Here is a 25,093-nt window from a genome sequence, read left to right on the forward strand (position 1 = left end):
CCCTTCTCGATCACGAGGAACACGATCCCCACGATGGGAATGTAGGAAATGGCCGCGGCCACGTTGGCGTCAAGGCCCGTGGACGACTTTTCGGCAACAGTGTTCATGGGGACAGCGCTCCTTGTTGATATTCAACGCGTTCGAGGGAGGGGACGAACAACGGGCGTGGTGGGCCGGCGACATGGCCAGCCCCGTCACGCCCCGGCGAACTCCGGAGACGCGTGCATCATACTGCCGAACCCTGGGGGTGGGGCCGCTCGAACAGGCGCTTGCCGCCCTCCTGCAGCAGCACCCAGCTGGCATAGACCGAGAGCGCGGTGCCGAAAGGAATCACGAACACGTTGACGATGGCGAGCACGAGGGCCGCCGGACGCGCCCAGTGGCGGTGCTGCCGCAGCGCCATGCCGACGCCGATCAGCACCCCCGCCCACACCAGCGTGACCGCCGCCGTGGCAAAGAAGATCGCGGCGGCGAGGCTCGCAGCCACCTCCGGGCCGGCCTGTGAGGCGAGGCTGACTGCCCCGACGCCGAGCAGCACCAGCGAGATCGAGGCCAGCAACGACAGCCACCCGGCCACCACGTAGAGGCGGCCGAGCAACTGGACGTGCAGGGGGGCGCGGCTCACCGGACGGCGAGGCGCACGTCGAGCCGCACGCGTGGGCCGTACGGCAGGGTGAGCCGATAGCGCAGCACGGTGCCGTGCGTCGAGTTGGCGGGCACCCGCACCACGACGTACCGTGTCGCAACGGTGGCCCCTGAGCCGGCGCACTGCCCGCAGGGCTCGTCCCAGGCCTCGCCGCGCCCGCCACAGGGCTCGCACACGGCAGGCAGGTGCAGCCGGAGGGGGATGCGCGCGCTGCGACGCGCCTCGAGGGCGGAGAGCGAGAGGTCCACCGACACGGCGACGCCCGGTCCCTCGACGTCGGCGAAGTCGCGACGCGCCTGGTCGATCACCTGGCGCACCGACGGGAAGTCGAGCGCGACCTCGTCGCGCGGCACACGCGCCGTCGGCCGCTCCGGCTCGAGCGCACGGACGAGATGAAGCGTGGCGCCCGCCTTCGCGCCTTCGGCGCTTCGGCGGGGCTGGGGCATGGCGTGCAGCACGACTGCCCACGCGGGCACGGCGCGTGCCGGCGCGCGACGCGCGCCAGAGATCTCGGCGATGCGGTAGTAGTCGTGCATGACCCGCGGGGTGCCGTGCGGCAGTGCGTAGTGTGGGGAGCGCCCGCGCCGCTTGTCAAGGCGCGCGCGCCCCTGCCGATTGGCGGATCAGGGAGGGTGCGCCGTGAAGCAGGAATGCCCGATGTGCGGGGAGTCGATGCGGCTCGAGCCGATCGAGCAGGTCAATCGCATCGCCGGCACGATGCAGACCTCGACGCGACGCGCGCTCGAGTGGCGCTGCAAGGAATGCGACTACTTCGAAGAGCCCGACGGCGAGCTCGACGACCTCTCGCCCGAGCTGAAGAAGTGGATCGACGACAAGAAGTGACCCGAGGGGCCACGCGCGCCCGGTCGCAGCCTCAGTCGAAGGGCAGCCGCGCCGCCTGCGGTGCCGGCGCCGCCGCGCGCCGGGTCGCGTAGACGAGCTCGCCCACGACCTCCACACCCGGCAACATCTCCCGGACTGCCTCCACGTAGAGCGCCAGCTGTCGCCGGTGCGCCGGCTGCGGCTGCCCCGTCTTGAACTCCAGGACCCGCACCCCATCGGGCGTCGTGACCAGGCAATCGATCGTGCCCCGCACGAGGCAGACCCCCTCCTCCGCGACGTGACGGAACACGAGGGGCACCTCGAAGCGCGCCGAGGCTGACGCGAGCGCCCGGCGACGCGCCGGATCGCGCCACACGTCCTGCACGATGCGCGCGACATCGTCGGCAAGCGCCGCGGCGTCGGGCACGACCAGGCGTTCGTCCGGGTCCAGATCGGCGAGCACGTGCTGCGCAAGCGCGGCCGTGGACTCGCCGACCGTCGCGCGCGCGAGCAGCCGATGGACCGCGCGTCCGAGCACCAGGTCCTCCCCAGGTTCCGGGCCGCGGTCCGATCCGGCCGGCGCGTCCACGCGCCCGGCCGCCAGTGCCGTCACGCGCACGCGCCTCACCGGGGGATCGAGGGGGAGGGGTTCGAGCGACGCCGGCACGTCGTCGGTGATCGACACCGGAACGGACTCGGCCAGCGCCGTTGCGGCCTGCGCCTCGGCCGTACCGGATGTCGTCTCGGTGGCCGGCCGGGGCCGGCACACGCGCCACCGGTGCGCGTGCACCTCGCCCTGCCACGTCACCTCCTCGACACCCTCGACCAGTGCGTCGGACATGGTCGCGAGCAGGCCCGCCGGGCACACGGCGGCCAGGCTGCCGGGCCCCGCCGACACCTTGCCCTGCCGACCGGCGATCGCGCTGAGGTACAACCGTTCGCGGGCGCGCGTCACGGCCACATACATCAGGCGCTTGCTCTCCTCGTGGTCGCGCACCTGCTCGGCCGCCGTCGCGCCAGGCTCGTAGCGCGCCACGCCGACGATCGGCTCCTCGCCACTGTCGCCGGCCAGCACGCGGAGCGGCGGTGGCACGCCTCCTGTCCCGCGCGTGAGGTTCACGAGGAACACGATCGGGAACTCCAGCCCCTTGGACGCGTGCACGGTCATCAGGTTGACGGCATCGGCGGCGTCGACGGCGGCATTGGACTCGTCGCCGGCCGAGACGCGATCGATGTGCCCGGCAATCCTCGCCATGGTGGCGTAGCCGCGGTTCTGGATGCGACGCACGAGGCCGCGGAACTTCTTGACGTTCTCGCGCGCCTGGGCCTGCCGGTGTCCGCGCAGCGTGACCGCATAGGCCGAGGCGTCGAGGACATGGTCGAGGACCTCCGCAGGCGGCAGCCGGTCCACGAGCGCGCGCCACTCCGGCCAGGCGATGCGCAGGCGCGCCAGCGTATCCGCGTCGTCGGCCGACAGACCCTCTTCGCCGGGACCGGGGGCGTCGAGCCGCCCGGCGAGGTCGGGCGCCAGCCGTCGCAGCCCGTCGTCGGACAGTCCCACCAGCCCCGACCGCAGGAAGGCCGCGACGCGCAGGTGCGACTCGGGCGCCGCCAGCACGCGCACCAGCGCGACCAGGTCCTTGACCTCGTCGGCATCGTAGAAGCCCAGGCCCTTGTAGACGTAGGCCGGGATGGCGCGGGCCGACAGCGCGCGCTCGAACTCGCGATGGCTCTCGCGCGATCGGAACAGCACGGCGATGTCGCCGGGCCTGGCGCGTCTCGGCGCCGCCTCGCCGCGGTCGGTGACCAGTCCTTCCTCGAGCAGCCTGGCGATCTCGTCTGCCACGCCCGCCGCGCAGGTCTCGATGTCGTCACCAAGCACGAGCGCGAGACGCGGGTCGGCCTCCATACCCGGGACGTGGCCGGCGGGCAGCGGAAACCGGTCGTCGGGGCCATACCGGAAGGCGACGGCGGGCGGCGCCTCCCGCAGCACCATCCCCGAGGCGAGGTCATTGGTGAAGGCGAGCAGGTCGGCGTGTGAACGGAAGCTCTGCGAAATCGCCTGCCTGACGGGCGCGTCGTCGGCCAGGCCGCGGACGAACGTCACGGCCTCGTCGAGCAGGCCGACGTCGGCGTCGCGGAACCGGTAGATGGACTGCTTGCGATCGCCGACGAGGAACAGCGACGGCGGCAGCGGCCCTTCGTGGCCGAGGCCGAGCCCGGCGCCCCACGCCTCGACCAGCGAGGCGACCAGTTGCCACTGCAGCCGGCTGGTGTCCTGGAACTCGTCGACGAGCACGTGCTGGTACCGCGCCTCGAGCCGGAAGCGGCTGCGCGAGAACTCGTCCATGTTGGCCAGCAGCTGCACGGCGCGCTGCAGCACCTCGGAGAAATCGAGCGCATCGTGCAGCAGCAGCGTCTCCAGGTACCGACGGTAGGCCAGGCGGAACACGCGCCTGATGCCGCGGGCCAGCAGGACGTTGAGCGAGGCCTCGAATCCGCGCCGCGCCTCGATGACGGCGGTGGCGACATGAGGCAGGCCCTCGCGATGCCGTTGCCAGTCGCCCGCCGAGGCGAAGGTGCCCTTGACGGCGGCGGGCTTCTTGCGTGCCTCGCCGTCGCGCGTCAGCAGCCAGCGCGCGAGGCCATCGAGCGCGGCACGCACCTCGGCGGCGGTCATCGGCGCCGAGGACGGATCGGCGAGCAGGCGGTCGAGGTCGAGCCGACAGAGGGTCCAGAGCGGCACCCCGGCGGGGCCGCTGTCGATCCAGGGGGCGAGACCGCCGGGCACGGCGGCGAGGCGCTCGCGCAGGTCCTGGCGGGCCCGCTCGGCCGACGCCGCCTCGGAGCGCACCTGCCGCACCTGCGTGCGGAGGTAGTGCCGCAGCGCCGCCGGCGCCACGAACCGCCGTTCGAGCAGGACGCGCAGGCCCTCCGACAGCCGGGGCAGGGTGAGCTGCGCCAGCACGAGGCGGATGCCCTCGTCGAACGGCGCGCGGTCCCGGCACTCGCGGAGCGTGCGGTCGAGCGACATCTCGACGAGGCGGGCGACCTCGGTCTCGTCGGCCAGGGTGAAGCCCGGGTCGAGCCCGGCCTCGAGCGGGAACTCCCGCAGCAGGGCGAAGCAGAAGGCGTCGATGGTCGAGACGGCGATCTCGTCGGCGCGGTCGCGCAGGCCCTGCCACACCTCCGGGTACCGCGCCTGCAGATCGGTCACGATGCGCTCACGCATCTCGGCGGCGGCCTTGCGCGTGAACGTGATGGCGAGCACGTGCCGGGGATCGACGCCAGCGGCCAGCAGCGCGAGGTACCGATCGACGAGCACGCGCGTCTTCCCGGTGCCGGCCGAGGCCTCGAGCACCACGTGGTGCCTGGGGTCGGTGGCATGGCTGCGCGCCGCCTGATCGACCGGCACGAGGGCGTCACTCATCGCCGACGTAGTCCTTCCGGCACACGCCGGCGTAGTCGCAGAACTGGCAGCGGAAGGGACTGTGCGGCTTCACCGGGAACTCGCCGCGCTCGATGAGGTCGACTGCCTCGACGAACTGTCGCGCCTGCTCGTCGGCGTCCCTGGGCGTGCCCACCGACTCCACCCACGGCACACCCTCGCGGAAGGCCACGAAGCCGCTCGGCGCGATGGCGAGCGTGCGTCCCGCCTCCCGTTCCTGCTGCACCACCGCATGGGCATAGACGCCCGGTTGCAGGGGCCGCGTCGGCCGCCGCCCGGACTTGTAGTCGATGACGCGTACCCGGCCGTCGTCCGTCCAGTCCACCCGGTCGACCCGCCCGCGCAGGTGAATCGTCCTGGCGCCGTCCGCCCCGGGCAGGTCGACGCGCCCGTCGATCGGGTGCTCGAGCGCGCGACGCACGACGTCGCCGAACAGCTCCGCCTCGGTGCGCAGCATCTTCTCGATCACGCCCGTGGCCACGGCCGAGCCGAACAGGCGCGTCCGCTCGACGGCACGATCGGCGGGCGCGAGCGACAGCAGCGCGCGCTCGGCCACTGCGGCGAACACGGCGCGCGCCTCCGGCAGGTCCTCTGGCCGGATGGCGACGCGTCCGCCGCGCTGCCACTCCACCATGCCGTCGTGCAGCACGTCGTGCAGCAGCACCCCTGCGTCGCGCGCGGGCAACCCGGGCTCGTCGTCGGCTTCTTCGGTGAGCCCGAGGACCCGGCCGGCGAAGTACTGGAACGGGCACTGGAGGTAGGTCTCGACGGCCGTCACGCCATAGCGATCGCTGGGCACGGCCGAGGTGCGACCAGGTGTCGGCGCCGGCGGCCGGGTGAGGCGCCAGCGCGCCCAGTCGCGGGCGGCGGGGTCGAGGACACCCGCACCGGGCACGGCGGGCGTGCCGAGGAGCGCGTCATCGCCGCTCACCGGCAACGTGCGTTCGTCGGCCGGCACCGGCTCGAGTCGATCCACGCCGAAGGCCTGCAACTCGTCGAGCAACGAGGAGGGACGCACCACCGCGTCCTGATCGAGTTCGGGCACCGACACGCCGACGGCGTCGGTCGGCAGCGTCAGCAGGTCGGCCAACCGCGCGCGCAGCGCCGCGGTACGCGTGCGCTCCTCGGCCCAGCCGAGGCGCTCCAGCATGAACGCCGGATAGAAGATCTCGCGCGCGGTGGGCTCGGGCCACTCGCCTTCCAGCAACCCGACCACGCGGACGTGGGCGAAGAGGCCGTAGGGCGCCGCATCGGCATCCACGAGGTGCACGCCGGCGTCGGCCCGCGGCAGGGCGAAGGTGCGCTCCTCGATCCATCGACGCACGAGGATGCAGGTATCGCGCGCCGGCACGGGCGTCGCGTCGTGCGTCGCCAGGGCCTGCTCCAGTTGCGAGAGCACCAGGTCGACCGCCGCACGGGCGCGTCGGGTCCGACTTGCCTCCGGGTCGTCGTCGGTCGGCAGGCGCTCGCAGGCGGCCCACGCCTCGCGCAGGGCCCGCACGTGCTCGGCGCCGGGCGCCACGCCCTGCAGCGGCGCGAGCCGCGCCAGCCACGGCCGCACCGCGACGGCCACGGCACGGCCCTCACGCTCCTGGCGCCACTGGACGGCATGCCGGCTCGCGCCCTCGGGGCCATCGGGCGGGAGCGGCGAGGGCTGGCGCGCGATGAGGGCGTCGAGGTGCCCGAGCGTGCCGAGGAAGCGCCCCTGCGCCAGCCAGGCGTCGAAGGCCGCGATCGCGGGGCCGTGCACCTCCGGGCCGTCCTCGCGCACCAGTCGGACGTGCGGCGACCGCAGGAGCGTGACGATCGTCGCGCGCGTCAGCCCGGAGAGGGCGGCGTCCATCAACAGGTCGAGGCCGGCGGCCCAGGGCTCGGCGGCCAGCGGCAGCGTGCCGGAGGACTGGTACGGGATGCCGGCGGCCCGCAGCAGGTGCTGCGCCGCGTAGAGGTAGGGCAGCGGACGCCGGTACACCAGCGCGCTGGCATGCGGGGCCATCGGCTGGCGCGCCTTGACGCGCCTTGCGTAGGCGATCACTTCCTCGTCGCGGTCGCGGGCCGACAGCCAGCGGCGGTCGGGGGCGCTCACCTCGAGGCGGGTCGCCGAGGGTCGCTGCGGCCCGATCCGCACGTCGATCGCCCCGGGCCAGCGTACCCGCAGCCGCGCGAACAGCGACGTGGCGACACGTCGCGTGGCCACCACGTCGAGCCGCACGAGGCCGGGCGCCGCCGAGAGCACATCGAGGTCGCCTGGCCACAGCCCGCCGGCATCCGCATGGTGGTCGGCCACGGTCACGATCACGTGCCGCGGGCACCAGGCCCCGGGTGTCGCGAGCAGCGCGGTCCGCAGGGCGTGCTCGTCCAGCCCGTCGAGGGCCTCGACGCGCGACGCGAAGTGGCGGAAGGCTTCGTGCAGGAAGCGCGTCTGCCGCAGGAGCCGCTCGGCCCCGCGATCGCTGGCGGCCTCGCCCTCGAGGCGCGTCGCCGCGTCCTCGAGCCAGGCCGTCGGGACATGGCCGAGGCGGCCCACCTGATCGTGGAATCGGACCATCTCCGCGATGAGGCCGGGACGCAGCAGGAACGGCGGCGCGTGTCGCCGCGCCGCCTGCCGGGCGCAGGCGCCCATCAGCACCTCGCGCGTGAGCGCCGCCAGCCGCGGCCGCTCGAGCCTCGCAGCCAGGTGCAGCGCCTCGTAGAGGTCGTCGCGGGTCAGCGTGCGGGGCAACAACAGCGCGGCGGGCGCGGCGCCGGGCACCTCGTGGCCGAGGGCCCGCTGCAGCGCCGTCGGCGGCGCCCAGCCGTCCACCAGCAGCCGCTGCTCGAGCGTGCGGCGCCACTGCTCGCCTGCGGCCCGTGTCGGCACGATCACGACCGGCGCCTCCAGGGCCAGGCCGTCGCCGGCCGGCGCCGTGGGGAGGCAGAGGGCGAGCAGCGCCCGCTGCCAGGCGTCGAGGTCGTCGGCCTGGATGAGACGGATGTCGACGGGCGGCATGGTCAGGCGCCGGTGACCGGGAGCGTGGGTGGACGCACGAGCGCCGGGACGTCGACACGGAGCTGCTGCAGCAGGAGCAGCGCGCCGGCCGCGGCCGCCGACGCCTCCCAGGCCTGCTGCAGGTCGCCGCTCCTGATGGCGGCGCGCCGCGCCAACAGCGCCCGACCAGCCAGCTGCTGCGCCGACGTCCAGATGCCGTGGATGGCGCGGGCCTCATCGGGCACGACCACCAGGCTGGCATCGGCCTTCGCGCGTGCCAGCTGGGCTTCCGCCTGCGACAGGAGGTCGGGTCCGGGGCCACTCAGGGCCTTGATGTCTTCGAGCGCGCGCGGTAGCGGCGCCGTCGCGCCCAGGTGGCGCGTCACCGTGGTCACGTAGGCCTCGAGCGCCGGCCGACGTTCCTGCCACCGCTCGATCAGCAGGCGATGCCGCCTGGCCGACTCGAGACGGGCGTCGAGCGTCGCCAGCAGTGAGGCCACCTCCGCCGGTCGGCGATGGTCGAGCCTGGCATCGCGGGTGATCACGTCCTGGCGCACCGCCATCAGCCCGCGCACATCCGCCATCGCGAGCAGGCGCGCCGACTTGTCGAGCATCCACGTGCGCAGGTCGGCATACCTGCGCGTGACGCGCCCTTCGTCCTTGATCTGACGACGGACCTGGCGTCGCGACGCGTCCACCCACCGCCGCTCGGACGCAGGGGCCGTGGCCAGCAGCGCCTCGGCCGACTGCAGCAGCAGCAGCCGCTCGGCCGCATCGCTGACGGCGGGCGCGAGTGCCAGGGCCTGCGCGATGACGTCCTGCAGCGTCGGGGGCGGGAGGAGCGTGACGGTCGGCGTTGCAGGCGCGGCCGGGCCGGCCGTGAGCGCAATCGAGAAGGCCTGCTGTCCCGCCGCGGCACGCATGCCGTTGAGCAGGTCGTCGACCACCGACAGCGTGCGCGCCACATCCTCGGCGCGATACCCATGGTGCGCGGCCGGCCATTGCGCCAGACGCACACGCGCCGCCTCGAGCCGACGGATGCGCTCGAGCGGATCGGGGATGAGGGCGATGTCGCGCAGGGTGGCGGCCACCTCCTCGGTGAAGGCCGCGTACGCGCGCTCGCCGCCAGCCTGCTCGAACTGCGCGCGGCGCATCGCCTCCCGGTAGGCATCGGTGCGCGCCCAGTCGACCCGCGACGCCGGAAGCGTGATGGTGCGGGCCTCCGGCCAGGTGCCGTCCACCGGCAACCCCGTCGGCACCTGCAGCAGGACGACATCGTCCACGCGGGTGAACTCGCCGACGGTGGTCAGCACCCGCCCATCGGTCAGGAAGAGCCGGAACCAGGGCGAGACGGGCGACTGCGGCGCGGCCGGCTGGGCGTGACTCGGGGCCATCGGCGCCCACAGCGCCAGCACCAACATGCCCACCACCCATCGCCATCGGAGTGCCCGCACGATCCTGCGATCTTCGCCGCTTCGTCGGCGCGTGTCGAGCGCGGCCGCTGCCCCCGCGAAAACCCTCGCCACGCCGCCGGATCGCCCCTGTGGAAAACCTGCGGACGTGCGGTGGATATCGTGTGCAGGCGCGTGGACGCGCCGCCGCAAGCTGCTGTGTCCACAGGTGTTCTGCTGGGGCCCCCCGGGTGTGCACGGCGTTTCGTGGGGCTCTTCGCTTGCGCGGGTCTGGCAGTTCTCTACAATGACCGTCGCTTCCATCAGCACCCGGTAGCGCCACCGCAGGACGAGCACCCGAAAACGATCGTGGGTCGACGCGTGCACCGAATCGAGCAACACATCAACGGCCGGCTGTACTACATCGAGTTGTCGCAGGTGCAGCGCCAGCGTTGGCGCGCGCACGTGGTCACGGCTCAGGGCGCCCCGACGGCGCTCATGCCGTTCTATGACGACACCGCCGACGCAGCCGCCCAGCGCCTGTCGGAGTGGCTGTCCCGGCTGCACCGACCGAGCGCCGCGCATGCGTAGCGCGGTCCTGGCAGCAGCCCTGATCCTGGCGGCCCTTCCAGGGGTCGCCGTGGCACAGGCCCCATCGCCCGCGCCCCCCGCACCGGTGGCCTCCGCCCCTCCGGCCGTCGCGCCACGGGTGTTGCCGCGCGTGCGGCTCGTCGCCACCGGCGGCACCATCAGCAACCGTCGCGGCGGACGGCTGACCGCCGACGATCTCGTGGCGTCGGTGCCCGCACTGGCCGACCACGCGACCGTGCAGGCCGAGCAGTTCGCCAACACGGGCAGTTCCCAGCTCACGCTGGAGCAGTGGCTCGGGATCGCTCGCCGCGTCAACGCCCTGTTCCGCGACGAGCCCGACCTTACCGGCATCGTCGTCACCTGCGGCACCGACACGCTGGAGGAACTGGCGTACTTCCTCCATCTCACGGTCCACGATCGACGGCCGGTGGTGGTGACCGGGTCGATGCGCAACCCGAGCCAGGTGGGATACGAGGGACAGGCCAACCTGCTCGCAGCCGTCCGGGTCGCCGCCGATCCCGCCGCGGCTGGCCGTGGCGTGCTCGTGGTCCTCAACGACGAGATCAACGGCGCGCGTGACGTCACCAAGACCGATGCGCTCCGCCTCCACACGTTCGAGTCGCGCGGCTTCGGCAGTCTCGGGGTCGTGGATGGCGACCGGGTGGTCTTCCGCCGCATGGCAGAAGGGCGTCACACCGCCGCGAGCGAGTTCGACGTGACGACGGTGGCCGCGCTGCCACGGGTCGACGTGTTCCTGGTGTACCAGGGGGCGCCGGGTGACCTGCTCAAGGCCGCCGTCGACGCCGGCGCACGTGGCCTGGTCCTCGCCACGGCGGGCGCCGGCGCCATCTCGGGCACCCAGAACGAAGGCATCACCTATGCCCGCGAGAAGGGCATCCCGGTGGTCGCGACCACGCGCGCGGGCAGCGGGCGCATCGCGTCGATGCGCGAGCCGGTGACGTCCACCGTGCCCGCGCCGCCGCGCCTCGCGGCTGGCGATCTCTCGCCGGTGAAGGCGCGCATCCTGCTGATGCTCGCGCTGACCAGGACGAGCGACCCGGCCGACCTGCAGCGGATGCTCAACGAATACTGATCAGGCCGAGGGCGCCTGCGCCCGCACACCGAGCAGCACCACGAGCGGCACGACGACTGCCGCCATGACGCCCGCGAACAGGTGCATGGGGAGGGTCAGCTCCGTGAATCCCGGCGGCGTCGGCGTGCCGTCGGGCATGACCGGCACGTACGTTGCGACGCACGAGGCCGCGGCGGTCAGCAGGCTGCCGAGCACGTAGAGCGGGGTGGCGATCGTGAGACCGCGCGACAGCAGCAGGTACACGCCGGCTGCCAGCAGCACGGACAGCGCCGACGCCAGCGTCACGGACGTTTCGTCGATGAGGGCGGGCACGGAGTACCCGCTGTAGGCCGGGAAGGCCGAGCGCCACGCGAGGTTGCCGGCCACGGCCAGGGCCGCGGCCAGCATTCCCCCGAGGACATAGCGCCAGGCAGGAGCGGCGGCGGCACGCGTACGACGCATGCCGCCGGGCTCGACGGGCGACCGCTCCGTCACGGAAGCGGCGTGCCCAGGGCGTTGGTACCGACCTGGAACGTCACGCCGTTCACGTTGCGGTACATGGCGCGTTCCACCACCAGCGGCAGCGAGCCGGTCTCCGACTCGATGAGCACGCCGGCCTGCGAGTTGGCCGGGAGGCCCGCTGCGGTGAGCAGGTCTCCCAGGAAGAACGTGGTGCGCGACTGCGCCGCGAGCGCGACGCCGCTGATCACCCCCGTCTGGCCGTTCGTGCCGAGCACCCGCATGCGGATGGAGCCCGCACCGGTGCCGGTGTTGGCCACGAGGATGTAGGTGTTCCACCCCAGCGCGCCGCCGTTCTCGCCCTCTGCGACCACCCAGCGGTTCGCGGTGCGCGTCGCGCCCGGCGAGTTGTGCGCCTCGTACCACGTGCTCGAGCTACCCGGCCACCACATCGCGCGCTCGACGATCAAGGGCACCAGGTTCAGCGATCGGATACGCACCGACACGTCGGTGTTGCCGGTGCGGAACGGGAACACCCCGGGGGCGAGTTCTTCCTCGTCCACCCAGATGTTGAAGCGCGAGTTGGGCTGCACGGTGTACTGCTTCGAGTAGATGGTGCCCGTGTTGCCGACCACGAAGTCGGCCTGCACCAGCGCGGCGTTCGGCGTGGTGTTGCCGATGAGCACGAACTCGTCGAAGAAGGCGCCCGCGTTGCCCTCGGCCAGGAACCACTCTGTCGACAGCTCGGTCACGCCAGCGCTCTCGTGGCCGGCCTTGAACAGCGGGTTGGCACCGCGGTACATCGCGCGCTCGGCGATGATGGCGGCGCCGGCCGTCACGGTGAACTCGGCCGAGAGCTCGGCGTTGGCCAGCGGTGTCGCGCCGTTGATGGTCTCGACGTTGGCCCAGACGTTGAAACGGCTGTTGGGCGGCAGCGTGTAGGTCTTGGCGTGCACGGCCCCGGTGCCGAGCAGGAACCGTCCCTCGACCGTCACCGGCGCTGCCGACGGGTTCTGGAGCAGGTAGAACAGGTTGAACCCGCCGATGGTCGCGCCCTCGGCGAAGTACCACTTGCGCGACGCGCTCACCACGCCGGTCTCGGCGTGCCCCGAGTACGTCGACTTGTCCCACGTCATGGTGCGGTCCACGCCCACCGGCGCGGTCGCCTTCACGGTGGTCGAGAACTCGTAGGACGCGGCCGGGCCGGTCTCGGCGATGCCGTCCTGCTCGTCGAGGAGCACCGTCTTGCGCTCGTACGGCCCGAGGGTGAACGGCGTCGTCGGCACCTGGGCGCCAGACGGCAACTGGTACGAGATCACGCCCGTGACCGTGTCGGCGCTCGGGTTGGCCAGCGCGATGCGCGTGTCGAAGTTCAGCCCGGCCGTCTTGGTGGCGCCCTCGGCGAAGTAGCGCGTGTACGTGCCGAGGACGGGGTTGCCGTCGCCGCCGCCGTTGCTCTCCTCCTCGTTGGTCACGCCGTCGCCGTCGGGATCGGCCCAGGGCGACCCGTTGTTGGTGCACGGATCCAGCAGGTTCTGCTGGGCGAAGGCGACGTAGTTCGACGGGATGTAGTCGCACTCGCCGTTGCCGAACACGCCGCCGCGCGCGAACGCATCGACGATGTAGTTGGTGTCGTCGGCGACGAGGTTGCCGAAGCCCGACTGGAACACCACGGTCTTGCCGGTGCCGATGATCTCGGGGTTCTCCGAGTCGAGGCCGGTGCCGCCGGTGCCCTGCGTGCCGCCGCCGGCGACGCTGATGCGCTGCGCCGCGCCGAAGGTCGACGCGCCAGGAGTGCCGAGGATCTGGCGCGCGTAGACGTCGGCCGCCGCGTTGGTGTCGGTGACGCCGAGGTCGGTGGCATACGAGCGGAACACCAGGAATCGGCCGTACATGCTGATGGTCGGGTCGAACGCGCCGCCCGATCCTCCCACGCCCTCGGTCGGGCCGCTCAGGGGCCCGCGCAGGCCCGTGCCGTTCGACTTGACCACGTACACGTCGGAGGCCACCGTGGTCGCCTCCGACTGTTGCGACGCCGAGCCCAGGAAGGTCACGGTCGAGCCATCCGCGGAGATGAAGGGATCGCGCATGAACACGCCGGCCGTCGCATCGAGCCCGGCGCTCACGCGCAGGGTGGTGCCGGCGGTCACGTTGCGGACGAATACGTCGGCGCGTCCGTTGGTGTCGGTGCTGCCGTCGGTGGCGAGGTTGGTCGCGCCCGACACGAAGCTGACGAGGTTGCCGTCGCCGGAGATTCCGGCGGCCGCCGACCCGCCATTGGCCCCGGCGACGCCACGGCTCACAAGGACCTGCGTGCCGGTGAGGCGATCCCAGCGGTACACGTCGTTGAGGCCGTTCGTATCGGCGACATCGAAGGCCGCCGCCGTCAGGTAGGCCACGTAGCGGCCGCTGGCGCTGATGCGCGGCTGGCCGCCGGACACGGGCGTCCCGCCCGGGGTGGCCGTGCTGACGAGGGTCGTCGTGCCGTTGACGCGGTCGAACACGAAGGCAGCCCCGCGGCTGTAGGCGACGAAGCGGCCGTCGTGGCTGATCGTCACCCAGTCGGCGTCGAGCGATTCGTAGCCGACCGGCACCGGGAGTCGGGTGGTGGCGCCGGTGGTGCGGTTGCGGACGAACACGTCGGTCTTGCTGTTGGTGTCGCCCGACACGAGTTGGGTGGTGGACGACAGGAACGCCACGATCGAGCCGTCGTAGCTCGGCGCGGGGCGGATGGTCTGGCCCGAATAGGACTCGGGCAGGCCGGTGGCCGGGAACGTGTGGCGCGTGATGACGGTGCCGTTGGACGTGAACACGTCCGTGTCGCCGTTCAGGTCGTTGCTCACGAGCAGCGGCTCGTCCGAGTGGAATGCCACCACGCCCGAGTCGGCCACGTCGCTGCCACCCGAGTGCAGCGTCGTGGTGCCGGTGCTGACCGACAGCCGCGTGAGGCCGCTCACCGTGGCAGGTGCCCCCGCGGAGACCGAGGCGCGGAACACGTCGAAGAGGGCGTCGAACGTCCCCGCGATGTCGGCTGCCTGCGAGGTGAACGACACGAACGTCCCGTTGGCGCTGATCTCGCCGTCCTGGCTGGCGCCGTTGCCGCCGTTGCCCGACGCCGTGCGCGACACGAGCACCGTGGCGCCGGCGCTGCGATCACGCATGTAAACGTCACTGAGCGTGTTGGTGTCAGTGGGCACGGCGGCAGCAGTCGTCTCGAAGACGACACGCAGGCCATCGGCGCTGATCGAGGGGTGCGTCGAGGCGGCCGTCAGCTGTCGGTTGGTGGACGACAGGGAGACGCGCTCGGTGGAACTGCCCGTGGTCGGGTTCCGCCGGATGAAGACGTCGGACACGCCGTTGGTGTCGCCGGACACGAGCCCGCTGGTGCTCGACACGAACGCCACCGAGCCGTCGTCGGCCACGCTCGGGCGCGCATCGGACTGGCCGACGGTGCTTGAACCACCGTTGGCGCGCGACACGAGATAGGTGCTGCCGGTCACCAGATCGCGCAGGTAGGTCTGCGTCAGCCCGATGCTGCCGCCGTCCCATCCGGCCAGGCTCAGGAACGCGACGTACCGGCCGTTGGGGCTGATCGCCGCCGCGTAGCTGTCCATCCCCGTGGCCCCCTGGGCCCCCGCCGACGACACCGAGACGCGCGTCACGGTGCCAGTGTTCCGGTCGAGCAGGAAGACGTCGGCCGCGTTGTTGGTGTCGCTGACCACGAGGTTCGAGGCACAGGAGTCGAACACCACGAACTGGCCGGTCGCCGAGACCGACGCCCCAGACGAGGCGCAGTTGGGCTGAGCGCCGGAGAGGGCGTTGACACGGGTCACCGTGCCCCCCGCGACCACGAAGATGTCGCTCAGGTAGTTCGTGTCGCCCGTCACCAGCGTGCTCAGCGGGCTCTCGAAGGCCACCACCGTGCCGTCGGCACTGATGGACGGACGCGGGGTGTAGTTCCCGCCGATGGCCTGCGTGCCCGTGGCCGAGAGGCTCACGCGTTCGGTGGTTTGTCCCAGCACCGGCGCACCGGTCATGACGAGGATGGCCGTCATGAGGCCCCCCCACGCTGCTTGCCTGCTCTGCATGCTCCCGCTCCCACTCATCGGATGGCCACCTCAGGCGTCACCCGGACTGACCGCGCCAACTGCCGGCGCGAGCCCGACCTTTGCAAACGGCGGGCCGTCCGGTCAGCCGACGGCTGGCGCGCGCTGCGCCCCGTCTCAAGCCGGACCGGCGGTGGCCGATTCCCCACAGAGAATCGACACGGATGCCGTCCCGTCCAATCACCCTCGAACTCGCCGCCGCCGCGCCGACCGCGCAGGACCACCGCGCCGCCCTCGTCGGCGTCGTCGAGGACCTCGTCGCGCTGCTCGAGGTCCAGTTCCCCTCAGCCGCCGAGTTCCCGGCCGACAGCCTGAAGACCCGCCTGCACCAGTCGCGCGACCGGCTCCGGGCCGCCGAGCTGGCCGAGGAGGTCTCGACGGCGGGGCTGCGCCTGATCGGCGACGCCTCGCAGGCCTATGCCCGCATCACGGGACACGCCAGCGCGCGCGAGTCCGAATTCACCGGCGTCATCCGCCTGCTGCGGGAACTCGTCGACGGGCTGCGCGGCGACGCGATGAACTTCCGCAACGACCTGATGCGCAGCAGCGAGCGGGTGGCCGATCTCACACACATCGAGGACATCCGGACGCTGCGACGCGCCCTGAACCGCGAGGTCGACCAGTTGCGACAGTGCGTGGCGCAGGGGGAGCGTCAGGAAGCCTCCCGGATGGCCAGCGTGGCCAGTGACCTCAAGAAGGTCGACCAGGCCATCGTCCAGAGTCGCGACGCCGAGCCTCGCCAGGGAGGCCTCCTGCCTCGTCCGGCCCTGCTCGGTGACCTCGCCAGCGCCGATCACGCGCCCGCATCCATGGTGGTCTGCCGCATCGACGAGCCGCAGGCGATCATCGATGGGCATGGGGCCCAGGTGCTGGAACGCGTCATCATCGCACTGGCACAGCTGCTGAAGGACACCTTCGGCGGCCAGACGAGAGTGTACCGGACCAGTACGCACTGTGTCGCAATGTTCCTACCCGGATCTCTACCAAAGCACGTGGCGACCCAGGTGCGGAAGGTGCAGGCGCGGGTGGCGCCCGAGTACGAGTACGAGCGTCATGGAGTGACCCGCCGCGTGGTCTTCACGTTCAGCGGCGTCGTGACCAGCAGCCAGGGCAAGACCGACCACGACGCCACCGAGGCGCTCGTCAGGGCCGAACGCCAGGCCGAGGCGCTCGAGGGGCTGTCGCAGCTCCAGGCCGAGTCGAGCGGGCTCGGCCGACTGGTGGGTTGGCTTTCGTCGGCGGGATAGGCTATACTCCGCTGTCTTTGCGTGGGCCTGTAGCGCAGCTGGGAGCGCGCCTGAATGGCATTCAGGAGGTCACCGGTTCGATCCCGGTCAGGTCCACCATCCTTCGCTCATGATTCAGGCGAAGGATGCCCACCATAGCGCCGCAGGCGCGACGGTGGGCCCCCTCCGCCACCGACGAGCTTCGGATGGCAGGCCCTTCCCCAGACCAGAAGCACACGAAGGTTGCAGGCGAAGGATGCCCACCATAGCGCCGCAGGCGCGACGGTGGGCCCCCTCCGCCACCGAACGAGCTTCGGATGGCAGGCCCCTCCCCCCACCGTTGATTCCGTAGAGGCCAGGTTGGATGCCCGTTGGCACAGGTGCCCCCTGGTCACGGTTGCAAGAGCTGCCGAGGTCGGCCTGGCGACGGGAGCGCATTTTTTGCCTCTCGCGCCTCCTTCGCGCGTGATTCCCTGCCAATTTCGAGGACCTCCGCTCGGCAGGCGCATTGCGACGCCGCCCGTCCATGACACGGCCCCAGACCTTCGTGTACGTCCTCAAGAGCCAGACGAACCCACCTCGCTACTACACCGGCCTGACGTCGAACCTCGAACGACGCCTCGATGCCCACAATGCCGGGCGCGTCCCGCACACCTCCCGGTACAAGCCGTGGCTGGTCGACGTGGTCGTGCAGTTCTCAGATGGCGCGCGTGCCGTGGCGTTCGAGAAGTACCTGAAGTCCGGTTCAGGCTGCGCGTTCGCGCAGCGGCACTTTCGGTAGCGCCTCTGCCAACGGGAGCTTGTTTCGGCGCCAGGCTCGGCGTGCGGCCAGACAGGACGGCCTGAACGCGGTAGAAGGTGTCCTCGCTGACCAGCGGCTCGAAGTCCCCACGCTTGCCGCGCACCCCGTACTCGGCCACGTCCACGATGCCGGCGTAGAGCTGGTTGCGCAGCAGCATCCCGATCGACTGCGAGCTGAGAGGCTGACCGCGCCGGTTTCGGCGACGGTAGGCGCCCAACGCGATGCTCTGACTGGCCGCGGACGAGAACTTCAACGCCGACATCGTCCGAGGCCTTCGCCGCCGCGTGCCTGACCGGTCCACACATGGCTGGCCGGTCAGCTGGCCGACCGCGGCGCCGTGGCCCGCTGACACGACCGCGAGTTGACGATATACTCCGGCTTACGCCCCTTCAGTTCTCCGGTTGCCCGCCCGCGGCCAGTACGTGGGAGCGTCACAGCCTGAATGATTGATGTCATGCTCGCGAGCGCCACCTGCATGGCGCTCGACCGGAAACGGCTCCGCAAGCAGCGGCCCTTCCCTCCGTTGGCGACGCTGTGGTTTCTCGGCCGAGACGACCGGAGGCGGGCGACTCGTCGCCTCCAGCCAGGCGGCGTCACCTGGCGCGCACTGGTCATCCGCTACCCGAGTGCCGCCGACTGGCTGGCGCGTACGGAGCGGCGGTTCGACACGATGTGGCCGCTGACCGCATCGGGCGACCACTCCATCGTGGCACTGCAGTGGGGCGCCCGCCGATGACGCGCACCGTCGCCAACGGTGCCGTGGCCGAGCCGGCGCCGCAGGCACGGCGCGCCAAGGTCGTGTTCTACAACCCTCGTGCGGTGTTCTACACGATGCCGCTCGCGCTGCTCGCGGTGGCGTCGCATCTCGACCGCAGACGTGTCGACGTCGTCATCGTCGACGCGCGGCTCGAGGCCGACCCGCACGCGGCCCTCGTGGCGGCGCTGCAGGGGGCGCTCTGCCTGGGCGTCACGGTCCTCACCGGCGCCCCGCTGCGCGATGCCCTCGACGCCTCGCGCCTGGCCAAGGCCCATCACCCCGATCTGCCCATCGTGTGGGGTGGATGGCACCCGTCGATGTTCGGGCGCGAGTGCCTCGCCGAGCCTGCCATCACGGCGACCGTGCAGGGGCAGGGCGAAGAGACGTTCGCCGAGGTCGTCGATCGCCTGGCACGCGGCGAGGCGCTCGACGGCTGCCTGGGCACGACGTGTCGCGCCGCCTCGGGGGCCATCATCGTCAACCCGCCCCGCCCGGTGCGGCCGGTCGAGGCCTTCGCCCCGCACGATTACTCGCTGATTCCCGTCGAGCGCTACTACGCCTTGAAGGGCAAACGGCAGCTCGACTACGTCTCGTCGCAGGGCTGCAACTTCCGGTGCGCGTTCTGCGCCGATCCCTTCGTCTACGAGCGGCAGTGGTTCGGGCTGTCGCCCGAGCGGATGGTCCGCGAACTCACCTCGCTGTGGCAGCGGTACCGCTTCGACGACGTGAACTTCCAGGACGAGACCTTCTTCACGCGACGGGAACGGGTCGAGGCGATCGCGCAGGGCATGGTCGACGCCCAACTGCCCATCACGTGGGCGGGGACGATGCGGGCCGATCAGGGCGCACGGATGCCCGACGCGTCGATGGCGCTGTGCCGCCGATCGGGACTGCGGCGGGCCCTGATCGGTGTCGAGTCGGGATCCGACGAGATGCTGCGACGCATCCGCAAGGACACGCGCATCGCCCAGGTGTTCGAGAGCGCCGACAAGATCCACCGGCACGGCATCAACGGGCAGTTCCCCTTCATCGTCGGCTTCCCCGGCGAGAGCGACGAGTCCGTGCAGGCGTCACTCGACGTCGCGAAGCGCCTGCGGCGCATGAGCGCCGACTTCCGGACCCCGTTCTTCTACTTCAAGCCCTACCCCGGCACGGCCATCACCGAGGCCGTCGTCAAGGACGGGGGCGAGATACCGCAGACGCTCGACGAGTGGGCGGCCTTCGACTTCGTGGGCAGCGTCGGTGGGCCGTGGGTGTCGCCGGAGAAGTTCCGGCGCGTCGAGCGCTTCAAGTACTTCCAGCAGGTCGCATGGGACCGGGCCCCGGCCTGGCGCCGGCCGCTGCAGCACGTCGCGCGGTGGCGATGCGAAGGCGACCGCTACGCGCTGCCGATCGAGATGTGGACCGCACGCCTCCTCGGCCGACCCGAGCGGCTGTCATGAAAGTGCCGGCCACACGCTGGTCATGGCGACGCCTGACACGGACCGCGCGTGGCGCAGCGTCGACGTGCTTTGCCGCCAACCATCGAGGTCAGCGCGGCAATTCGTGCCGTGCGTCCTGACGTGCCCATCGCACGGGGGGCTACGTCCCGAGCACGTACGCCGAGGCGGCCATCAACGCCCCGTAGGTCGACTTCGTCGTGCGCGGACAGGGCGAGGACACGCTGCGGGAGTTGATCGACCGCCTCGACGGCTGTGACCACCGCAGCCCATACGACTCGGCGGACGACGACGCCGTGCATGACGACCAGCCCACCGGCGCGGCACTGCGCGTGTCGGCGCCCCGCGCTACGCCGACCAGTCCACCTCGCCGTCCCAGTCGCCCCAGCTGCGGACGATGCGGACACGGGTGAAGGAACTGCGATCCGACAGCAGGCCGGCGTTGTCGTCGTTGACGCGGGTGCGATGCACGCCAGGCTGGTACGCGGCGTGCCGCATGCCCTCCTCCGAACGCCACAGCGACAGCGTGAACCCGTCGCGGCCGCCGAAGCCGCTGCGGAAGGCACCGCGGCGCAGGTTGGAGGGCTGCGCGCCATAGTCGTCGAGCACTGCGACGACGCCGGCCACGAACTGCAGGATGCGCGGCATGGTCGCAGCGTCGCGTGCGTTGAACCCGGCCGACGTGAGGACCGCGAACGGCCCGCCGGGATCTGCGGGCGCCGGTCGGATGGCATCGCCCTGCTGGACATGGCCGCGCCAGTTGACCGCGCCCCGATGCATCACCGGCACGCCCAGGGCGTGCCAGGACGCGGCCGTCTCGCCGAGCCACGGCAAGGCCTCGCCCGGCGCCGCCAGCATCGCCTCTGCCGCTGCGCGGCTGTGCCAGATCCCGACGCCGCCCCACACGTCACTGACCCCGGTCAGCATGCCGTCGGGCCCGACGTCGTACTGCGGCCCGAACATCCAGCAGTGGGGCCCGGCCACGGGCGGGAACACCCGCTCGTGCGACGACACGGGCTCAGGGAACCGCAGCCGATGAAACGTGAGCCAGTCGTGCGCGTCCGTGTCCGTCACGCTCTCTCCTTGAACCGCCGGTCGATCCTCACCTCGTCGCGGCGGCCATCTCCTTGAGGAACTTCAACGCCGGCCCGCAGTCGCCGGCGACGTTCGAGGAGTTGGCCTCGATGCTGAGCCGGCCCTTGTAGCCAATCTTCAGCAGGTTGTCGAAGAACTGGCGGTACCGCGGCTCGCCTGCGTCGCTCATCGGGAACCCGCGCTTGGCGGGGTCGGCGATCTGCAGATGGACGATCAGGTCCTTCGCCGACAGGATCACGTCCGGGTGCTCGTTCTCGAACGTCAGGTGGTAGAAGTCGACGATGATCTTCACCTTCGGGTGATTCACCTCGCGCGCCAGCTGCGCCGCTTCCGCCACGGTGTTGATGATGTTGCTCTCGGGCTTGCGCAGGTGCTCGATGCCGATGACCATGCCGTAGCCGTGCGACTCGATGATGCCGCCGGCCATGCGCAGGAAGGTCTTCAGCTGCTCCCACGCCTGCTCGCGCGGGAAGCCCTCCGGGAACGACCGCGCGCCCGGACTGCCGAACACGATGACGCGCGCCCCCATCTGTTGGGCGAGCGTCAGTGACCGCTCGAGGAAATCCCTGACCTTCACCTTGTCCACGTTGGGCCCGGTGAGCTTGATGTCGGCCCCTGGCAGGAACCAGTTCATCGTCTCGATCCGGATGCCCGCCTCACGCATGCGGCGCACCTGCTCCACGCGATCGGCCTCCGGGAGGGCGAGTGTCTTGGCCAGCCCCGGCTCGATGTAGTCGTAGCCACACGCGCCGATCGCCGTGGCCTCTCGCAGGGGCTCGACGTCGCCGAACGTGGCGACGCCGTACCGCAGCGACAGGCCCTGCGCATCGGCGCGCGACGAACCGACGACCAGGGCGACCAGCACGAGGGCACGGCACAGCATCACGGGTCTCATCGAGCGCCACTCTGCGCAGGGGCGGCGGAAAAGTCAATCGGCGCGCGCCCCGCAGGGCCAGGCGGATGCCGCGCGGCAGGCGGAGGTAGAGTAGCGGCGTGTGGAGCGAGGGACTCTTCGCGCTCGGCGCGACGACGGCGGGGCTGTTCCTGTGGCACCTCTCGTGGCGCCACCTGCGACAGCGTCTGGCGATGCGCCGCTGGCCGCGCGCGCAGGCGGAGGTGCTCGGGTATCGCACCGAGACGAGTTCGAGCAGCCGCCGGGTCGACGTGCGCGTGCGGTACATGCACGAGGGGCGCGTGGTCGAGGCATGGAGCCGCTCCCCCACGGGAAGCGCCTACGGCAGGGGCGACGTGCAGGCGGAGCGGCAGGTCGCGACGCGCTTCCCGCGCGGGTCGACCGCCGAGGTGTACGTCGACCCAGCCGCACCGGAGGCGGTGTTCCTGACCCTCCCCGAGCCCCACCTCATCGCGTGGCTGTTCTGCGGCGGTGTCCTGCTCATGGCGCTGGCGGCAACGATGGTGGCGCCACCACTCCTCGGCGTCGGCCAGGAGTTGGTGACACTCATCTTCATGCTCGTGCTGGCCGTGTTGCTCGCCGTGATGGGCGGATTCGCAGCGGTCGCCCTGCTGCTGGAGCGCCTGCGGTCGCCACGCCACCGGCGCACCACGCGCCGAGGCACGCGTGGCCCTGCCTGATCGCACCTGGCGAGACCACCCGATGGTGCTCGGCCGCCGCTACGTCGCGCGGCGCACGTTCGGCGCGGCGCCAGGTCAGCGCTTCGTGGCCGGAGGCCGGTACACGCTGCGTTCGGTGGGGCACAGTCACCACGACGCTCGCACGGTGTTCACATTCGAGGAGACGTCGACAGGCACGCTGCACACGTGGTGGTGGTCAGACGATGCGCCCGTGGACGAGTGCGACGAGCTCTTCGCGCCGGCGACGCCTGAGGACGCCTGACGCCGGGCGCGCCTGGCACGCGAGTCGTCGGGCACCAGCGTGGCGGGTGCGGCAGCGCGCGAGACCGGCGAGACCATCGCCACACCGAACAGCAGGACGCACGTGGCGACGAGGCTTCGCCTCGATGCCTACCGGCGGGGCGCTGCGACGGGCGGCGTGTCGCGGTACGTGGACCACTGGGCGAGGAGCGCCTCCACCACGGCGGCCCCGACACGATAGGCGTTCTCGATGGCGGGGCCGTAGGCCGCGTACTGGCCGATCTTCGTGCGCGCCAGCGCTTCTGCGGCCGAGCGGCCGGGCGGCGGCAGGTCGTGGTCGCTGCCGGCACGCAGCACGAGCACGCGGCGGATGTCGACCTTCCCCGCGCGCGACAACCACGTCAGCGACTGCACGGTGCCGCTGTCCTCCATCGCGGAGGTCACGAAGCTGCCCTGCCCGCCGGTGTGGTAGCGCACCCAGTCGTTCGCCCAGTCGGTGAGCTTCGCGCCGATCCAGAACGCACTCGACGAGAGGTTGTCGCCCTTCAGCACGAACGGCGGTCGACGCACGACACCCTCGGGGTAGCGGGCACGCTCCTCCCGCATCTCCGGCGACTCGGTGAGAGGCACGTCGCGCGTGAGCTGATACGCCCACTCGGTGAGGCCCGCATCGAGCCGGAACACTTCGGCGGTGTCGCCCACTTCCTTCGGCAGTTCGTAGGGGCGCGACTTGCGCAGCGGCACCATGCCCGTCGTCCAGTCGGGCGGGATCTCGCGCGCATCGATCTCGTGCTTCAGGTCGCCGTCGACGATCCACTCGGCCCAGGCCACCGACCCGAGCGAGGCGTCCTCGGCGTCGATGCCGGCGATGCCGGCCACCACCCAGTAGGCCTTCGAGAGATCGAAGCGCGGGTCCAGGCCCAGCGCCATGATGGTCGCCGCGGCGCGCACGGTGCCGACACCGGTGACCACGCCGAGCACGCCCTCGTCGTTCATCCGCAGGTCGCGAAAGCCCTGCGGAAACGGGAAGACGCGGTCGAGCTTCTTCCGCTCGACCCAGTGCTGGAACTCGCCAGGCCGATCGCCGGTGTCGTTGCCGAGCTCGAACATCGAGACCACGACGACCTTGACCGGGATGGGCGCAGTCTGGGCGACAGCGGGACGCGCGACCGAGGCGAGCAGGAGTGCGATCAGGAATGGGACGAAGCGACGAGCCACGCCCCGTATGCTAGCCCGACCGTGCCGCCGGTTGGCGTCGGCGACGACGAACGGGGCAGGCGTGGCACTGGCGCGGAGGCGCCGTGGGGCCTACCCTGCTGCCATGCATCGATCCGGGCGGGTGTGGCGTGCGGCGTGGACCAGGCGTCAGTTCCTGCAGGGCTCGGCCGCCGTCGTCGGAGCCGCCGCGGCAAGCCGGCCGACGTGCGCCAGTTCGGCCCCGCTCACGATCCTCGTGCTGGGCGGCACGGGCTTCATCGGACCCCACCTGGTGCGGCTCGCGGTCGAGCGCGGGCACCGTGTGTCGATCTTCACGCGCGGACGGCGGCAGGCGGATTTGCCGTCCAGCGTCGAACGGCTGGTCGGCGACCGGGACGGCAAGCTCGAGGCGCTCGGGGGGCGCCGCTGGGACGCCGTCATCGACGACTCGGCCACCAATCCTGCCTGGGTCCGCCTGTCGACGGCTCGCCTGGCCACCTCCGGCCGCTACCTCTTCACGTCGTCGACCGGGGTGTACTACCCATACCTGCGTCGCGGCCTCGTCGAGGCCGATCCCGTGCACACCGAGGCGGCCGATCCCGCTGATGGCTCGGAGTCCTTCGGCACGCGCAAGGCGGCGTGCGAGGCGATCGTCAGGGACGCCTTCGGCACGCGCGGGTTGATCGTGCGCCCCACGTACATTGCCGGCCCTGGCGACCCCACGGACCGGTTCACGTACTGGCCCGTGCGCCTGGCCGAGGGTGGCGACGTGCTGGTGCCGGGTCAGCGCACCGACCCCGGGCAGTACATCGACGTGCGCGACCTCGCGGCGTTCATGCTCGGGCTCGTCGAGGCCGGAGCCTCGGGCATCTTCAACGCCATTGGCCCGGCCGCGCCGCTCACGATGGAGCGGTTCCTCGGAGAGGCCTGCGCGGCGCTGGGCGTGTCGCCGCGGCTGGTGTGGCTCCCCGACGAGGCCCTGCTCGCGTCGAAAGGGGTCGACGGCCAGGTGCCGTGGGTGCTCGCCACTGGCAAGGACCTGGGCCACACGACGATCGCGACCACCCGATCCTTCGACGCCGGCCTCCGGCATCGTCCGGTTGGCGACACCGTCCGCGACACGCTGGCCTGGTTCAGGAGCCTGCCTGCCGAGCGACAGGCCAGCGCGAAGTGGGCGATTCCCCGCGCGCTGGAGCGCGAGCTGCTGGCCACTGTCGCGGCGAGGTGAACGGGCCGGGCTG

The 25,093-nt window shown here is 71.6% G+C and carries 20 protein-coding genes, 1 tRNA gene and 1 pseudogene; 11 read left to right on the top strand and 11 right to left on the bottom strand.

Annotated features, from left to right (window positions below; translation table 11 throughout):
- Positions 1 to 226: 226 nt before the first annotated feature.
- Positions 227 to 625 (bottom strand): hypothetical protein, encoded by a 399-nt coding sequence (locus ACIRDX_RS06345; protein WP_396624561.1) that lies wholly within the window; start codon positions 623 to 625, stop codon positions 227 to 229.
- Positions 622 to 1,182 (bottom strand): hypothetical protein, encoded by a 561-nt coding sequence (locus ACIRDX_RS06350; RefSeq protein WP_396624562.1) that lies wholly within the window; start codon positions 1,180 to 1,182, stop codon positions 622 to 624. The genes ACIRDX_RS06345 and ACIRDX_RS06350 overlap by 4 nt, the downstream gene beginning before the upstream one ends.
- A gap of 103 nt (positions 1,183 to 1,285) precedes the next feature.
- Between ACIRDX_RS06350 and ACIRDX_RS06355 the strand changes: the two genes are divergently transcribed.
- Positions 1,286 to 1,489 carry a hypothetical protein gene (locus ACIRDX_RS06355; RefSeq protein WP_396624563.1) on the top strand — a complete coding sequence of 68 codons (204 nt, stop codon included), beginning with the start codon at positions 1,286 to 1,288 and terminating at the stop codon, positions 1,487 to 1,489.
- Positions 1,490 to 1,520: 31 nt separating this feature from the next.
- Here ACIRDX_RS06355 and ACIRDX_RS06360 read toward each other — a convergent pair whose 3' ends face one another.
- The 3 genes from ACIRDX_RS06360 to ACIRDX_RS06370 are packed head-to-tail and all read right to left on the bottom strand — an operon-like array spanning position 1,521 to position 9,338.
- A complete protein-coding gene (locus ACIRDX_RS06360) occupies positions 1,521 to 4,898 on the bottom strand; it encodes a UvrD-helicase domain-containing protein (RefSeq protein WP_396624564.1) in 3,378 nt (1,125 codons plus the stop codon).
- On the bottom strand, positions 4,891 to 7,905 hold the full coding sequence (locus ACIRDX_RS06365; RefSeq protein ID WP_396624565.1) for a PD-(D/E)XK nuclease family protein: 3,015 nt from the start codon (positions 7,903 to 7,905) through the stop codon (positions 4,891 to 4,893). Before ACIRDX_RS06365 ends, ACIRDX_RS06360 begins: the two co-directional genes overlap by 8 nt.
- 2 nt (positions 7,906 to 7,907) lie before the next feature.
- Entirely contained in the window at positions 7,908 to 9,338 is a 1,431-nt protein-coding gene (locus ACIRDX_RS06370) for a hypothetical protein (RefSeq protein WP_396624566.1), read from the bottom strand.
- Between the two features lie 306 nt (positions 9,339 to 9,644).
- Between ACIRDX_RS06370 and ACIRDX_RS06375 the strand changes: the two genes are divergently transcribed.
- Complete coding sequence (locus ACIRDX_RS06375) at positions 9,645 to 9,866, top strand: hypothetical protein (RefSeq protein WP_396624567.1); 222 nt, start codon at positions 9,645 to 9,647, stop codon at positions 9,864 to 9,866.
- On the top strand, positions 9,859 to 10,959 hold the full coding sequence (locus ACIRDX_RS06380; protein WP_396624568.1) for an asparaginase: 1,101 nt from the start codon (positions 9,859 to 9,861) through the stop codon (positions 10,957 to 10,959). The genes ACIRDX_RS06375 and ACIRDX_RS06380 overlap by 8 nt, the downstream gene beginning before the upstream one ends.
- Here the strand turns inward: ACIRDX_RS06380 and ACIRDX_RS06385 are convergent, their stop codons facing one another.
- Positions 10,960 to 11,400, bottom strand: coding sequence for a hypothetical protein (locus tag ACIRDX_RS06385; protein ID WP_396624569.1), 441 nt, complete (start codon positions 11,398 to 11,400; stop codon positions 10,960 to 10,962).
- 29 nt (positions 11,401 to 11,429) lie between these two features.
- Positions 11,430 to 15,452 carry a hypothetical protein gene (locus tag ACIRDX_RS06390; RefSeq protein ID WP_396624570.1) on the bottom strand — a complete coding sequence of 1,341 codons (4,023 nt, stop codon included), beginning with the start codon at positions 15,450 to 15,452 and terminating at the stop codon, positions 11,430 to 11,432.
- A gap of 215 nt (positions 15,453 to 15,667) precedes the next feature.
- Here ACIRDX_RS06390 and ACIRDX_RS06395 point away from each other — a divergent pair, with 215 nt between their 5' ends.
- From ACIRDX_RS06395 to ACIRDX_RS06405, 3 genes are all read left to right on the top strand, one after another.
- Positions 15,668 to 16,750, top strand: coding sequence for a hypothetical protein (locus ACIRDX_RS06395; protein WP_396624571.1), 1,083 nt, complete (start codon positions 15,668 to 15,670; stop codon positions 16,748 to 16,750).
- Positions 16,751 to 16,773: 23 nt separating this feature from the next.
- A tRNA-Ala gene (locus tag ACIRDX_RS06400) sits at positions 16,774 to 16,849 on the top strand.
- A 406-nt stretch (positions 16,850 to 17,255) separates the two neighbouring features.
- A complete protein-coding gene (locus ACIRDX_RS06405) occupies positions 17,256 to 17,510 on the top strand; it encodes a GIY-YIG nuclease family protein (RefSeq protein ID WP_396624572.1) in 255 nt (84 codons plus the stop codon).
- 55 nt (positions 17,511 to 17,565) lie between these two features.
- Here ACIRDX_RS06405 and ACIRDX_RS06410 read toward each other — a convergent pair.
- A pseudogene (locus ACIRDX_RS06410) lies at positions 17,566 to 17,793 on the bottom strand (recombinase family protein); the annotation flags it as partial.
- A 192-nt stretch (positions 17,794 to 17,985) separates the two neighbouring features.
- Between ACIRDX_RS06410 and ACIRDX_RS06415 the strand changes: the two are divergent.
- Together ACIRDX_RS06415 and ACIRDX_RS06420 are read left to right on the top strand one after the other, a co-directional pair.
- The gene (locus tag ACIRDX_RS06415; RefSeq protein ID WP_396624573.1) at positions 17,986 to 18,267 is read left to right on the top strand and encodes a hypothetical protein; all 282 of its coding nucleotides are present in this window, start codon (positions 17,986 to 17,988) and stop codon (positions 18,265 to 18,267) included.
- Positions 18,264 to 19,730 (top strand): B12-binding domain-containing radical SAM protein, encoded by a 1,467-nt coding sequence (locus tag ACIRDX_RS06420; RefSeq protein WP_396624574.1) that lies wholly within the window; start codon positions 18,264 to 18,266, stop codon positions 19,728 to 19,730. The genes ACIRDX_RS06415 and ACIRDX_RS06420 overlap by 4 nt, the downstream gene beginning before the upstream one ends.
- A 345-nt stretch (positions 19,731 to 20,075) precedes the next feature.
- On the opposite strand, the gene ACIRDX_RS06425 is transcribed toward ACIRDX_RS06420, so the two are convergent.
- Together ACIRDX_RS06425 and ACIRDX_RS06430 are read right to left on the bottom strand one after the other, a co-directional pair.
- Positions 20,076 to 20,801, bottom strand: a complete 726-nt coding sequence (locus tag ACIRDX_RS06425; protein WP_396624575.1) for a hypothetical protein — start codon at positions 20,799 to 20,801, stop codon at positions 20,076 to 20,078.
- A gap of 28 nt (positions 20,802 to 20,829) precedes the next feature.
- Positions 20,830 to 21,705, bottom strand: coding sequence for a sugar phosphate isomerase/epimerase family protein (locus ACIRDX_RS06430; RefSeq protein ID WP_396624576.1), 876 nt, complete (start codon positions 21,703 to 21,705; stop codon positions 20,830 to 20,832).
- Positions 21,706 to 21,815: 110 nt separating this feature from the next.
- On the opposite strand from ACIRDX_RS06430, the gene ACIRDX_RS06435 reads away from it, so the two are divergent.
- Both ACIRDX_RS06435 and ACIRDX_RS06440 read left to right on the top strand, forming a co-directional pair.
- Complete coding sequence (locus ACIRDX_RS06435; RefSeq protein WP_396624577.1) at positions 21,816 to 22,415, top strand: DUF3592 domain-containing protein; 600 nt, start codon at positions 21,816 to 21,818, stop codon at positions 22,413 to 22,415.
- Entirely contained in the window at positions 22,402 to 22,677 is a 276-nt protein-coding gene (locus tag ACIRDX_RS06440; RefSeq protein ID WP_396624578.1) for a hypothetical protein, read from the top strand. Before ACIRDX_RS06435 ends, ACIRDX_RS06440 begins: the two co-directional genes overlap by 14 nt.
- Before the next feature lie 128 nt (positions 22,678 to 22,805).
- Here the strand turns inward: ACIRDX_RS06440 and ACIRDX_RS06445 are convergent, their stop codons facing one another.
- Positions 22,806 to 23,873, bottom strand: coding sequence for a purine nucleoside permease (locus ACIRDX_RS06445; protein WP_396624579.1), 1,068 nt, complete (start codon positions 23,871 to 23,873; stop codon positions 22,806 to 22,808).
- Positions 23,874 to 23,976: 103 nt separating this feature from the next.
- On the opposite strand from ACIRDX_RS06445, the gene ACIRDX_RS06450 reads away from it, so the two are divergent.
- Positions 23,977 to 25,080, top strand: a complete 1,104-nt coding sequence (locus ACIRDX_RS06450) for an NAD-dependent epimerase/dehydratase family protein (protein WP_396624580.1) — start codon at positions 23,977 to 23,979, stop codon at positions 25,078 to 25,080.
- Positions 25,081 to 25,093 lie beyond the last annotated feature (13 nt).

Source organism: Luteitalea sp., assembly GCF_044337415.1.
Classification (GTDB): domain Bacteria; phylum Acidobacteriota; class Vicinamibacteria; order Vicinamibacterales; family Vicinamibacteraceae; genus Luteitalea.

Excerpts from the sequence above, each read along its gene's own strand:
- ACIRDX_RS06350 (WP_396624562.1), bottom strand. The coding sequence starts at position 1,182 with ATGCACGACTACTACCGCATCGCCGAGATCTCTGGCGCGCGTCGCGCG.
- ACIRDX_RS06360 (WP_396624564.1), bottom strand. The coding sequence starts at position 4,898 with ATGAGTGACGCCCTCGTGCCGGTCGATCAGGCGGCGCGCAGCCATGCC.
- ACIRDX_RS06365 (WP_396624565.1), bottom strand. The coding sequence starts at position 7,905 with ATGCCGCCCGTCGACATCCGTCTCATCCAGGCCGACGACCTCGACGCC.
- ACIRDX_RS06380 (WP_396624568.1), top strand. The coding sequence starts at position 9,859 with ATGCGTAGCGCGGTCCTGGCAGCAGCCCTGATCCTGGCGGCCCTTCCA.
- ACIRDX_RS06385 (WP_396624569.1), bottom strand. The coding sequence starts at position 11,400 with ATGCGTCGTACGCGTGCCGCCGCCGCTCCTGCCTGGCGCTATGTCCTC.
- ACIRDX_RS06390 (WP_396624570.1), bottom strand. The coding sequence starts at position 15,452 with ATGACGGCCATCCTCGTCATGACCGGTGCGCCGGTGCTGGGACAAACC.
- ACIRDX_RS06395 (WP_396624571.1), top strand. The coding sequence starts at position 15,668 with ATGCCGTCCCGTCCAATCACCCTCGAACTCGCCGCCGCCGCGCCGACC.
- ACIRDX_RS06405 (WP_396624572.1), top strand. The coding sequence starts at position 17,256 with ATGACACGGCCCCAGACCTTCGTGTACGTCCTCAAGAGCCAGACGAAC.
- ACIRDX_RS06415 (WP_396624573.1), top strand. The coding sequence starts at position 17,986 with ATGCTCGCGAGCGCCACCTGCATGGCGCTCGACCGGAAACGGCTCCGC.
- ACIRDX_RS06420 (WP_396624574.1), top strand. The coding sequence starts at position 18,264 with ATGACGCGCACCGTCGCCAACGGTGCCGTGGCCGAGCCGGCGCCGCAG.
- ACIRDX_RS06430 (WP_396624576.1), bottom strand. The coding sequence starts at position 21,705 with ATGCTGTGCCGTGCCCTCGTGCTGGTCGCCCTGGTCGTCGGTTCGTCG.
- ACIRDX_RS06450 (WP_396624580.1), top strand. The coding sequence starts at position 23,977 with ATGCATCGATCCGGGCGGGTGTGGCGTGCGGCGTGGACCAGGCGTCAG.